This is a genomic window from Moritella viscosa (assembly GCF_900120065.1).
Classification (GTDB): Bacteria; Pseudomonadota; Gammaproteobacteria; order Enterobacterales; family Moritellaceae; genus Moritella; species Moritella viscosa.
In genome coordinates this window covers 125,659-138,582 of record NZ_FPLG01000039.1, presented here as the reverse complement: position 1 = coordinate 138,582, position 12,924 = coordinate 125,659, and the positions used below count along the sequence as shown (strand labels likewise).

General features: G+C 38.5%; 11 protein-coding genes. 2 read left to right on the top strand and 9 right to left on the bottom strand.

Going from position 1 to position 12,924, the window contains the following annotated elements; all coding sequences use genetic code 11:
• Positions 1-38 precede the first annotated feature (38 nt).
• The gene (katE2, locus tag BT797_RS06760; RefSeq protein WP_075471398.1) at positions 39-1,490 is read right to left on the bottom strand and encodes a catalase KatE2; all 1,452 of its coding nucleotides are present in this window, start codon (positions 1,488-1,490) and stop codon (positions 39-41) included.
• A 444-nt stretch (positions 1,491-1,934) separates the two neighbouring features.
• Here katE2 and glgC point away from each other — a divergent pair, with 444 nt between their 5' ends.
• Positions 1,935-3,152 carry a glucose-1-phosphate adenylyltransferase gene (glgC, locus tag BT797_RS06755; protein ID WP_075471397.1) on the top strand — a complete coding sequence of 406 codons (1,218 nt, stop codon included), beginning with the start codon at positions 1,935-1,937 and terminating at the stop codon, positions 3,150-3,152.
• A 108-nt stretch (positions 3,153-3,260) separates the two neighbouring features.
• On the opposite strand, the gene BT797_RS06750 is transcribed toward glgC, so the two are convergent.
• Together BT797_RS06750 and BT797_RS06745 are read right to left on the bottom strand one after the other, a co-directional pair.
• Positions 3,261-4,295 (bottom strand): electron transfer flavoprotein subunit alpha/FixB family protein, encoded by a 1,035-nt coding sequence (locus tag BT797_RS06750; RefSeq protein ID WP_045110030.1) that lies wholly within the window; start codon positions 4,293-4,295, stop codon positions 3,261-3,263.
• The gene (locus BT797_RS06745) at positions 4,296-5,048 is read right to left on the bottom strand and encodes an electron transfer flavoprotein subunit beta/FixA family protein (protein WP_045110029.1); all 753 of its coding nucleotides are present in this window, start codon (positions 5,046-5,048) and stop codon (positions 4,296-4,298) included.
• 243 nt (positions 5,049-5,291) lie between these two features.
• On the opposite strand from BT797_RS06745, the gene BT797_RS06740 reads away from it, so the two are divergent.
• On the top strand, positions 5,292-5,540 hold the full coding sequence (locus tag BT797_RS06740) for a hypothetical protein (RefSeq protein ID WP_045110028.1): 249 nt from the start codon (positions 5,292-5,294) through the stop codon (positions 5,538-5,540).
• Positions 5,541-5,683: 143 nt separating this feature from the next.
• On the opposite strand, the gene BT797_RS06735 is transcribed toward BT797_RS06740, so the two are convergent.
• From BT797_RS06735 to BT797_RS06710, 6 genes are all read right to left on the bottom strand, one after another.
• The gene (locus BT797_RS06735) at positions 5,684-6,253 is read right to left on the bottom strand and encodes an NnrU family protein (RefSeq protein WP_045110027.1); all 570 of its coding nucleotides are present in this window, start codon (positions 6,251-6,253) and stop codon (positions 5,684-5,686) included.
• A gap of 346 nt (positions 6,254-6,599) precedes the next feature.
• Positions 6,600-7,094 carry an anthrone oxygenase family protein gene (locus BT797_RS06730; RefSeq protein ID WP_075471396.1) on the bottom strand — a complete coding sequence of 165 codons (495 nt, stop codon included), beginning with the start codon at positions 7,092-7,094 and terminating at the stop codon, positions 6,600-6,602.
• 116 nt (positions 7,095-7,210) lie between these two features.
• Positions 7,211-7,429, bottom strand: a complete 219-nt coding sequence (locus tag BT797_RS06725) for a hypothetical protein (RefSeq protein WP_045110025.1) — start codon at positions 7,427-7,429, stop codon at positions 7,211-7,213.
• A 294-nt stretch (positions 7,430-7,723) separates the two neighbouring features.
• Positions 7,724-10,837 (bottom strand): fibronectin type III domain-containing protein, encoded by a 3,114-nt coding sequence (locus tag BT797_RS06720; RefSeq protein ID WP_139291744.1) that lies wholly within the window; start codon positions 10,835-10,837, stop codon positions 7,724-7,726.
• Positions 10,838-11,371: 534 nt separating this feature from the next.
• On the bottom strand, positions 11,372-11,812 hold the full coding sequence (locus tag BT797_RS06715) for a RidA family protein (RefSeq protein ID WP_045110023.1): 441 nt from the start codon (positions 11,810-11,812) through the stop codon (positions 11,372-11,374).
• Complete coding sequence (locus BT797_RS06710; RefSeq protein ID WP_170860818.1) at positions 11,812-12,849, bottom strand: quinone oxidoreductase family protein; 1,038 nt, start codon at positions 12,847-12,849, stop codon at positions 11,812-11,814. Before BT797_RS06710 ends, BT797_RS06715 begins: the two co-directional genes overlap by 1 nt.
• Between the last annotated feature and the right edge of the window lie 75 nt (positions 12,850-12,924).

Genomic DNA, 12,924 nt, shown 5'->3' with positions numbered 1-12,924 from the left:
ATATATTACATACTATTTCCTATCAATTAATTTTGTGCCTAGTTTTGATATTTACTCACATCAATCCCGAGTAATTTGGCAATACCATGACCATAATCAGGGTCGGCTTTAAAACAATGTCTTAAATGTCTGATTTGAATCTCTTCTGGTACGCCACCTAAGTTACGCGCTGTATTATCAAACAAAATAGCTTGTTTCTCTGGCGTCATAAGTCGGAACAAATCACCAGGTTGACTGAAATAATCATCATCTTCGCGATGATCCCAGTGCGCTGCGGCACCATCTAAGCTTAACGGCGGCTCAGAGAAGTCAGGTTGTTCAGCCCATTCCCCTTGATCGTTTGGCTCATAACCCAGCGTACCGCCATAGTTACCATCAACACGCATAGCGCCATCTCGGTGATAACTGTGCACAGGACAGCGCGGCGCATTCACAGGAATACTGTGGTGATTAACCCCTAAACGATAACGTTGTGCATCGCCATACGAGAACAGACGACCTTGCAACATTTTATCTGGTGAAAAACTGATACCCGGTACTACGCTTGCTGGATTAAAAGCTGATTGCTCTACTTCAGCAAAGAAGTTTTCAGGATTACGGTTTAGCTCGAACTCACCCACTTCAATCAGTGGATAGTCGCTATGTGGCCAGATTTTAGTCAGATCAAACGGATTATAAGGCACTTTAGATGCGTCGTCTTCTGGCATAATTTGTATTTGCAACGTCCACTTAGGGAAGTCGCGATTATCAATGCTTTCTAACAAATCACGGTGATGACTTTCTCGGTCTTTACCGATCAATATTTCCGACTCAGCATCTGATAGATTCTTGATACCTTGCTGAGATTTGAAGTGAAACTTCACCCAGAAACGTTCGTTATCACTGTTGATAAAGCTATAGGTATGACTACCAAATCCGTGCATATGTCGATACGTTGCCGGAATACCACGATCGCTCATCACTATGGTGATTTGATGCAACGCTTCAGGCAATGATGTCCAGAAATCCCAGTTGTTTTTTGCACTGCGCATATTCGTTCTAGGGTCACGTTTTACCGCATGGTTTAGATCTGGAAATTTAAGCGGATCACGTAAGAAGAATACTGGCGTATTGTTACCAACGAGATCCCAGTTACCTTCTTCTGTATAGAACTTCATTGCAAAACCACGAATATCACGCTCGGCATCGGCGGCGCCACGCTCACCAGCAACCGTAGTAAACCGTGTAAACATCTCTGTTTTTTTACCAATCGCCGAGAAAATCTTTGCTTTGGTAAATCGAGTAATATCATGAGTAACGGTAAATGTGCCATAAGCGCCAGAGCCTTTGGCATGCATACGACGCTCAGGGATCACTTCTCGATCAAAGTGTGCCAATTTTTCCAAAAACCACACATCTTGTAGCAGTTGAGGGCCTCTTTTACCCGCCGTTTGGACGTTCTGATTATGCGCAACAGGACAACCTGCTGCAGTCGTTAATTTCTTACTCATCACTAATTCCTTCTATTACTTATTATTTTATAAATAGACTTCTATTGCTTCTATTACTTCTATTGATTTAATGTAAATGACCTTTTATATGTTATTTACTTGTTATGTCCTATTGCAAACCTAGTGCTCATTCCACTAACGTCAACAATTAATAACATTTTTTAATTTTAGTCACTTAGACCTAAAACAATAAAACCAGATTACAACTATTTTTATATAAAGAAAAAAGGGTTTAATCTTAAAATTTAATAGTTAAAAACTATCAAAAATACGCATTCATTTGGTGCAGCGAGCATTTAACAATGCTGTAAAATGGTGAAACAAAATCTACCCATTTAGAATTGCTTTTATATATCAAATATTTAACTTTTGGCTCGGTTTTTGATATAAATAGGACATACAACCCGTAACTACTTGAATAAGAAGAATTAGGGAGTGATTGAAATGAAAGATACATTAACGGTAGTCCTCGCAGGGGGAATGGGGGCACGCCTTGCTCCACTCACCGATAACAGAGCAAAACCCGCTGTGCCTTTCGGTGGAAAATATCGAATCATTGACTTTACCTTAACCAATTGCCTTCACTCTGGTCTAAGACGAATTCTGGTATTGACCCAATATAAGTCCCATTCATTGCAGAAACATTTACGTGATGGCTGGTCTATCTTCAACCCAGAGTTGGGTGAATACATTACCGTTGTTCCACCGCAAATGCGTAAAGGCGACAAGTGGTATAGCGGCACGGCAGATGCCATCTATCAAAACTTATGGTTGTTATCACGTAGCGAAGCTAAGTATGTCGTTGTTCTCTCTGGCGATCATATCTACCGAATGGATTATGCACCCATGCTGCAACGCCATAAGGAAATAGGCGCTGATTTAAGCATAGCCTGCATGGAAGTACCCGTTACAGAAGCGAAAAAATTCGGTGTAATGACGATCGACGAAAACCAAAAAATTATCAAATTTTCAGATAAATCCGAACATCCAGTTCCACTTCCCAATGACCCAGAGAATAGCTTAGCGTCGATGGGCATCTATATTTTCACTACTGATGCGTTAATTGATGCGTTAGAAAAAGACGCAGATAACCTCAATTCTAACCACGATTTTGGTAAAGATATTATTCCAAGACTAATTGATAAAGAAAAAGTCTACGCGCACCAATTTGGCGGTTCGACTGGGCGTGTTACCGAGGATGCTTACTGGCGTGATGTAGGCACCATCGATTCGTTATATCAAGCCAATATGGACTTGCTACAACCCGTTTCACCCATCGATTTGTACCAACGCGACTGGGGAATTAGAACCTACGAACCACAATTACCACCAGCAAGAACGACAGCATCGGAAACCGGTAATGAAGGGATATTTATCAATTCACTTATTTCTAACGGTGTACTTATCACAGGTGGTTCAGTACAAAATTCGGTACTATCGTCGAATGTCAAAATCAAAGACGGAGCAACCGTGTCTGCCAGTATCTTGTTTGATGATGTTGAAGTCGGCGAATACAGTCAGCTACAGAATTGTATTATCGACAAACATGTAAAAATCCCACCGAGAACAAAAATAGGGGTGAACAAAGCAGAAGACGCCGCGCGATTCACCATTTCAGAACGGGGTATTGTTGTCGTACCTGAATCTTATAAATTTGAGTGATCGTATTACATAAGTAACAAGTGTTATTCTTATTGGCTACAATACTTGTTCATATTTAACCACCATTATTGTTCATCAAAATCTTAGCTATCGTTTATAAAATGGTAGCTAATTCTTCGCCTTTAACACAGCGGTTAATTCAGGCAGTACTTCGAACAAGTCAGCAACTAAGCAATAGTCTGCCACATCAAAGATCGGGGCATCTGGATCGTTATTGATGGCGACAATTACCTTGCTACCTGTGATACCCGCAACATGTTGGATCGCACCTGATATGCCCACGGCTATGTACAGATCGGGGGCAACAATTTTACCTGTTTGCCCTATCTGTAAATCATTCGCCACAAACCCAGCATCGACCGCCGCACGACTAGCGCCTATTGCCGCATTTAATTGCTCTGCTAGTGTGTAAAGTAGTTCAAAGTTATCGGCATTTTGCATCCCTCTCCCACCCGAAATAACAACCTTAGCAGTCGTTAATTCTGGTCGAGAAGACTGCGTTAATTCCGCTTTAATAAACGCCGATTTTCCACTATCCGCTTGCGCAGCTAACTCGACAACAGGCACTTGGTTCTCAATTTCTAACGACGCCTTTACTAACGAATCTACAGTTAATAACGCTGCTGAAAACGCACTACTACGCACAGTTAAAACCTTGATTATATCGCTCGATTTTACCGTTACAATGGCTTTACCCGCATAGATAAGTCGTTCAAAGGTATCTGCGGATTCAACCCTGATGATATCTGAAATCTGCGCAACATCTAGCAAGGCCGCAACTCTGGGCTGATAGTCTTTACCTGTGGTTCCAGCAGATGTCATTATATGGCTATATTGTGTCTTAACATTATCTTTATTTTCATCGTGGCAGTTCCCTTGCTCTCGCACTAACGAAACAATTAACGGCGCAATATTCTCAGCTAAGGGATATTGATAAACCTGATGATCAGCGACCAATATTTTACTCAACCCCGTGATGCCCTGCGCGATAGCAACTACAGACTGACATTCATACCCGATAATAAGCAAGTGCAACTCCGTATCATTGGTATGCGCTACTATCTCAGATGCCGCAGTCAATACACTGAGCGTCGTGGCTTGCAGTGTATGGTTGTCATGTTCTGCTATTATCAATATCGCCATTTAAATCACCTTCGCTTGCTGTTGTAATTTGTCCACCAGCTCTGCGACATCAGCTACTTTAATCCCGGCTTGACGTACTGGAGGCGATTCGACTTTAAGCGTAACCAGCCGTGGGGATAAGCCAACCCCCAAAGACTCAGGAGATGTCATCTTGATGACTTTCCGTTTCGCTTTCATGATATTAGGTAGCGAGGCGTACCGGGGTGTATTTAAACGTAAATCGACAGTAATAACAGCAGGTAAAATCAAGGCTAATGTGACTAAACCACCATCAACTTCTCGGGTTACTTTAACTGTATTCGGGACGGTAAAAACGATATCAGAAGCAAAGGTGCCTTGTGGCATATTGGTTAGTGCCGCTAACATTTGTCCAGTTTGGTTATTGTCGGTATCAATGGCTTGTTTACCCAGTAGGACGAGATCAGGTAACTCTTCTTGCACTACTTTATGCAGTAGTTTTGCGACATCAAGGGATTGAACTTCTTCATCGGTTCGAACCAGTATTGCACGATCTGCGCCCAAGGCTAATCCAGCCCGTAATTGCACATCCGCAGATTTGGGACCGATGCAAACCAAGACAACTTCGTCAGCTGAGCCCTGCTCTTTAAAACGTACCGCTTGTTCTATCGCAATTTCACAAAATGGGTTGATTGCCATTTTTACATTCGCGTCTTCAATACCCGTTTCATCCGCTTTAACCCTGACGTTGACCTTATGATCGACAACCCGCTTCACCGCGACCAGTATCTTCATAACTTCCCCACGACGTACTTATGTTTATTGAATCACCTGTTTGTGTTTAATAAATCAAACAATTATGCATTAAGAATAGTGGTGTTATGGGGTATGGCAAATTACTCAATTACAGCTTAAGCATCAAAGATTAAAAATACAGCAAGGGTTTAAATCATCGGTTATAATCTGTAAAGTACGCAACATATTATAACGAGTGGCTTTGCTCCCTGTGAGCAGGTAGAAACAAAGAGTATTAAACAGATGAATAACGAACATGATGTCATTGATAATTTAGAAGAACTAGAGCGTTTTTTACTAAGTATTGAAAACGGTGGCTTGGGTCTACAAGGTGTTGCAGGCATAGGCATGGCAACAAATACTAAAGATGGCCGCCATTTTGTTGCTGTATTTGATGATAACCAAGGTCTACTTTTAGCTCGCTATGTGACAGAAGACGTTTATGAACACGGTAAAGAAATGGTACGTAACGGTGTGCAAACGAAACACTAAGACCTTGCCATTCAAAGCATAGCGATTTCCCGCACAGATCGTAACAGGGTTTTAACTGATAGTTTAGACCCTGTTATTCTTCCTCTCGTACGCATATAAAACAACTAAGCCCTGATAAGATCCGGTTTTCATCGGTTTATATCTCAAGTTGCCAATGGCATGCCAATCAATAACTCGTGCAGATAAAATATAAACAAACCTGTTAAAACCACACCAAGAATGATAGCAATAATGTCATTTATTCCGTTTACTTTAAGTCCAGGGACCACGCGTGGTGTTCTTTTCTTCATCGATACTCTGGCAGCACCAGCCCAGATTAAAAATGCTCCGAAAAGTATTACATCGGCCAGCATGCCATTTACCAGTAGATGACTGATTGCCCATAGTTTCACAGCAATTAGCTGGGGATGCTTGGTTATTTGCTTTATTTTCCCTGGTAGGTAGGGAGCTAAAAAAAGTACCATAGCTGGCAGCATCAACGAGTAAGTCAGATGTTTTAACCAGTAAGGTGGTACGTACAGAAGTACAGGCTCTAACCGAAGTGCAGTATACCCCTTAGCGATAAATACGATACCAACAACGGATATAAGGGAGTAGATAGCTTTCCATCCATTCTCGCTCTTTGCTGCCATACTGTTTCTGAAGTCTTCAGCAATGATAGATATTGAATGAATTCCGAGAAATAGGAATAAGCCTAAGATTAAACTCAACATATAAATATTTCCTTTTTAAGTCTACAAATTAACGCTCACAATAACCTTGTTCAACGATACAAATGTTGTGCAAAATCAAATTGCACACAATTAAACGTATAATAAGATCAAGGTTCGCATAATTGAGTGATAGATCTAAGTAACTTTGGGACAGACTAAGTTGGGCTTATCAGCTAACTCAATGTTGGATAGAATAAGCTTAGGTCTTGAGGTTTAAAGGGCAAAATTTGTATTACAGAAAATATAGTGGATAGAAGCCCAATGACGCTCATAATCACGGACAATATCACTCGATTTAAGAGGTTATGTCTACATTTTTGTGCGTCCAACAGGCTTAACTGTTATATTATTTAGTGCTGCACCTTACACATAAAGCACACACTCCCAACACAAACGCTGTAAATGAAGTAGCAACACGTATCGTGTTCGCCTGATTCCATGAGTCCCTTACCATTTCCCAATCGACTGGTAAATCAGATGGATTCCATGACTCAGTATAATAATTTAAAGGCAAGTTTACTTTTGCCGTAAACACTATAATACCCAAAATATAGATAAGCGCAGCTATAGAGATTAGCCAGAAACTAATATGCCCTATATGTCTATAATTAATAGCGGCAGCTAAAAATGAAATGGCCCCCGCACCAAAGAAAAAGGCAAAGAACATAAAATGTCGGACATTTTCATTAAATAGAGATTGCACCTCAGCATACGTTTTACCATCTACATTCAACATTGCTAGGTTTACATTAAATGTATATGTCCAAAAGAAACCAGCCATAATGCCGAGGGCAATAGTAGCTGTTGCGATGCTTATATTTTCAATTAAATTAAATTTCACAAAACCTCCAACTTTTTAAACATAACACAGTAAAACCGCCAAATGTAACGTGGCATATATTCTTATTTATTATGTTTCTAAGGTTCAACTACGTACAAAATTACAACTAAATTCAGCTATTTTCTTTGTCGCCTTTTTTTGTATTTCTGTGTATCTGAAAGTACAGAAATATTTCTCTCTTCATAAAACTCTTGTATCATTTTCCTTATTACTTTTCCGTCTTGATATAATTCACACTCTACAACAAAACGAGCTTTCATCTTCATAGGAGTTGCACCAAAAGACAATGTTCCAACAACAAATTCAGCATAACCCCTACCAGTTCCAACTAACAACGTCTGTCCATTTATTGGGTAAATATGGAAGGTGCATCATGGTCGTCGAGCTATTTTTCGGGTTCTTGCGGTGATGCTCAATCACACAGCGCATGATTGAGCTAACAAAATATTTTTAAGGGAGAATCGACTCAGTGATTGTACGATATGCAATAGTAGATATTGGCGCAAGGCGCATTGGTGGAGAAAATCACATATATTGCTCATTTTTAGGCCACAGATATATGCCGATAAAATGGCGATGGACAATACCTATTTCGCCATTTACTCTAAGCATTTCACTAACGTTTGAATCTAAATGCCCATACAAACATTATTTTTAATATCAGGTATTTGTTCACTAAGGTTTCTGATACACTTTTTCTTTTCAGGATGGATAACAAGGTTATCGTGTAATTTAATCTGCTCATTTCCCTCTTCAATCTGAAGACCAATACGAGTTTTTGTCTCTACCCTATTGCCAATTAATTGAATATTATCTGAAGTATACATTATAAAGCCAATATTGCTAAAATTATTCTCATTAAAATAAACATTACGTGACCTACTTACAGACGCTGCTTTATTGTACCCAGACGAAGTAAAGCGATTGTTATTTAAGTACATACTAAAATTTTCATGTCCAAGTTTCTCATTAATACTAATGAATCTTATAGCAAGACCCTCAATATTAAAATCATTATCATAAACATTCACATTATTTATACTGTCACGTGCAGAAAGACCAATTGAGTTTTCTACATTTGAATGAACGGTATTATTATATATTTCGGCATTTTTTGCTTTTTGTATCGTAATTCCAGTAAGTGAATTAGAAATACTATTATTAAAAATAGAATTACCTGACCCAGAAATGTACATTCTAGCCCCTATTAACTTATTATTATAAACTTCATTATTACCGACCACTTCCTCTGTAGGATAAAACATTTTTTCTCCGTCATAAGCGACCGATAGACCATTTGGATTAAGGTACTCTTTGTTTAGATCTCTTGTGATCGTATTATTGAATGCTTTTGAATTAAATACTGAACCAAGAGCGATGGTATTTTCCGTATTGTTATTTTCGATGGTAATCCCATCTCCAATCGCCCCAATAAAAGCTCCACGGTAACTATTACGCTCTATATTATTACGAATAGTTATGTTGTAAGGACGCTCCAAATATTCATGATCCTTATATCCACCTTCAATATCAATTGCCCAAGCAGGAGAAACGCTCTCAGATGCCTCAGATGGCTGCCCTGAATTTAGATATGTATTATGTTCAACAATAATTTCACTACCTGATGTAATCGCAGTTCCTAGTCTTCGGTTATTATCAAATAAACAATCAGTAACCAAAATATTTTTAGTCTCAATGCTCCCCGTACGTTTATAAGTTCCAAGGGAATGAATAGAAAGACCGTCAGCAGTTGCATTTTTAAATGTGACCCCTTTAATAGTAACATTTCGACTACCACCAATTTTCATTAAATGTCCCCAATACGGCTTTGGAGACTGAGGGTCCTTGTAATCATGTGTATCACGATCACCAATTAGCACACCACCTTCTATGGTAACATTATCTGCATTATAGAGACCCAGTAATGCATAACGCGCATAACCATTCGCTTGTGTTCTTAAAATAGTGTCATGTCTCATTGATAGTTTGATATTCGATGGCAGTGTAATTCCAGACAGCTCAGTACTATTAAATTTTTTGTAATTACCAACCCAGAACGAAGCATCAAATTTATTGATACGAAATACATTTGCGTGAACATTGTGTGCCTGATTAAGGGCATATTGAAATAAACGTGTATTTTCCTTTGCCTGTTCATTATTAACAATACCTTCAACAACCCCCCAACGCTGGTTATCAAAAACAAAATTAGCATTAGATAAGTGGACGTCCCCACCAATATGAATAGATGAATTCAATAACTTACCATCAATTTTACCTCCAGCAAAAATTAATGTTCCATTAATGATATCACCGCCATAAGATAGCAGGTTTACATTAGGAGGTAATTGATAGCTTAATCCATTCAGGTCAAGTAAACAATTAAGTCTTACTTTACTGTTAGCTCTTATTGATCCAATATCAAATTTTTTACATAATCTTATTTCTTCTGCTGGGTTACTGTTGATTGTATGCCCCTTCAGGGTGGTAATAACCGCATCAGAAATGACAGTTACTTCATCATACTTAATAGACCTTCTCTTGCTTCTAAAAATATTCCCATCAGCATCTTCAATATTAATATTATAGTGATAAGTTCGCTCCGCCCTAAAATATGGTAATGCAATACCATGTGTTGAGTTAAAATCGGAAATGGCTGACTGGTAAGTCCTCTCATGATTAAACCCATAATCAATCCATACTTTTGTATCTTCACTGGTAGTTATTTTTACAAACCCTGTTAAACCATCTTCAGTAAGGTATCCATTGTCAACTTCGATAATAGTTGGTTCACCTTCTTGTGAATCTAATGTATCAAATGACTGCATTTTTGATTGAATAGTATCCTTAGGATCAACATTGGCTTCTACTCTATAAAAATAGTGTGTATCGTTATTTAAGTTATTAATAGTAACTTGGTGTTCTTTAGCTAATGGTAATGTAATACTATCTTCTTCCAAGTCTTCTGTTAATCCATATTTGACCATCCCAGTAGTTGGTTTATTGGTTCGCCAGCTTAGTGTTGCAGACTCGTCGCCACGTTCGATAACACTAAGATGAGTAATTTGTACTCTTGTTTTATAAGTTTTCGAGGATAAGCGTAATAAACGGTCCCTATCTTTTATGATTTGCCCATTTTCACCTTCGGCAACAACATGGAAGTGGTAAACTTTACCTGCTGCCAGTTGATCGAGGTTAAATTCATAACTATATGTGAAATCAGTTGTTTCTGTAACGTACCGAGAACCATGTCTGTAACGAATAAACAGCCTGCTGGGACGGTCAACATTGACCTTGATGGTAGCACTAGTTGCGGTCACATCATTAATGCTAACTGATTCAATTACAGGTATAGGAATACTATTACTCGTTTTCTTTAAGCGCAGTAAATTATCTCCACTACTAATCTGTTCGTCGTGTTCGGTTTTTACTATCACGCTATAATGATAAACCGCCGCCCACTTTAGATCCCTCAATGAGATAATATGTTCTTTTCCAGACTCAGACCATTGGCTGGTTGTCATATTGGCACTATTTAATCCGTACTGGATAGAAACACGAGAAGTATTATCTGTTACAACACGAATATCAGCTTTATCTACATCCAGGTTTTCATTAGAAATACTTATAATATCTAGGGCATAGGATAAATTTCCAAAGACCATGAATAAAATATAGGTTAAGAGTAGTAATGCTCTCTTCCTTCGTGTTTGAACCTTTTTTTCAAAAACTGTATGCGCCACTTTAATTACTCCATTTATATTAATGAGACCATAAATCTAATAACTAAGTGTGTATATTACACTTCGATATACAAATATGCTCTTAAATTAAAACTAATAATAACGTTATTTAAAATAATAATGCACTATTTTGTACTGTTAAGTACTTATACATACCGCTATGTATTTTTATGTATTTTTATGTATCACAGTGCTCTGTAATATAAAATCACGTCACACGATTGAACCATTAAAGTACTTTTTAAACATAAAGATGTAAGTTAGGTTATAGGCTAATCCAATATTGGATAGAATAGCTCTGATTCTGAGATTAAAGGACAAGTTTCATTACAAAATATAACTACAACAGCAAACGAAGGGACGCTAGGTTGGTTTAATAGTAAAAAGGAAATTCTAACAAAAATTTAATCAAAGAAATATAATCGGTATTTTACTCTTGAGATAAGCTCATCGATATGGCCTATTAGACATGAGTAAATATGGCTACAATGATCTATTTACGGGCTAAAGGTGGAGCGAATCGAAAAATTAAGCTTACTTTGAACCTGCTACGAAAGTAACAACAAGTTCAACACTTGAATTAAGTGGCAACTGCGATACAGCTATCGCACTTCTAGCATGTTTTCCTTTCTCACCTAATACGTGTATAAGTAAATTAGAGGCTGTGTTTATAATTTCAGCTTGCTGGTAAAAACCATCCACGCTCGCGATATAAGCATCCATTCTTAAAATACCATCAAGCGTAGCAAAATTATCAGTGGCATTTTTTAGTTGCGACAATACATTTAATGTCGCAATTTCAATTGCTATTTTTGCGTCGGTTAGCGATAACTCAGCCCCTACTTTCCCTGTATAAATTAACTTATTGTCACTAATTGGAAACTGGCCTGAAATAGCCCCTATCCCATTACGTATAATGTAGGGTTCGTAAGAGCCGATTGGTTTAGGCGCATCAGGAAGCGGAAAATTCACCATCAAAATTTAAATACCGTTAAACCTAGCGCTTTACCATCGGCTAAGTATTGGTGTGCTTCGGTTGCCTGTTCTGGCGTAAATACGGTGTCTATTTGGGGTTTTATATTACCGTTTTTGACTTGTTCAAGCCCCCATTCGAGATCGCTTACATTGCCCATCAGCGTGCCTCTTATTTGTTTTTGTGGGAAAAACAGACTTCTGACAGGGATCGTTGACTCTAATCCAAGAACATTACCCATTAAAACAACAATACCTAAAGGTTTAACCCATTCAACTGATTGTCTAAGGCTATCTCCACCTAATTGATCAATGACAACATCTAAACCAGCGCTGTTAGTCCATTCATTAATTAACTCAACAGTGTTATCAGGATTACCGCTAATCACTAAATCGGCACCAATGGATTTTAGGAATTCAACTTTATCATCGGTGCGTGTAGTAGTCGCAACTTTTGCACCCAGTGTTTTAGCAACTTGGATCATCATTGAACCAGTACTTGATGCGCCAGCATGTACAAGTACATATTGACCCGCTTTAACTTCCCCTACTTCTTTTACTGCCCTAACCCCAGTCACTAATGGCATAGGTAACCCTGCTAATAATTCTGCTGGTAGTCCCGTGGTTTCTTTTAATAGACAATTTTCAGGCACAACCATGTATTGCGCATAAGCACCGTGCTCAATTAATCCACGAATAGCGTACGACTTTGATGTCCCTAATACTTCAGCATCATGATCGTTCGGATCTACAGGGTAACCAGGCATAGGTATAACGCGCTCTCCAAGGGTAAATTGAGTCACTTGACTGCCGAGTTCAGCAACATGACCGACGGCATCTGAGCCCAAAATAAAAGGAAAGTTTATATTTGGGTTTACACCGCCTTCGCGAATATAGTGATCTAGACGATTAATACCAGCCGCTTCAACTTTGATTAATACTTCATTGTTTTTAGGGCGAGGCATAGCAATAGTAGCAACAGATAAAACTTCAGGTGTACCAAATGCTGACATCACGATCGCTTTCATTGTTTTAGACATGATTTTTCTCCAAAAAAGAACATTAGTTAATAATGACATCGCAGCCATTACCAAAGTCATAAACTAATTATCCGT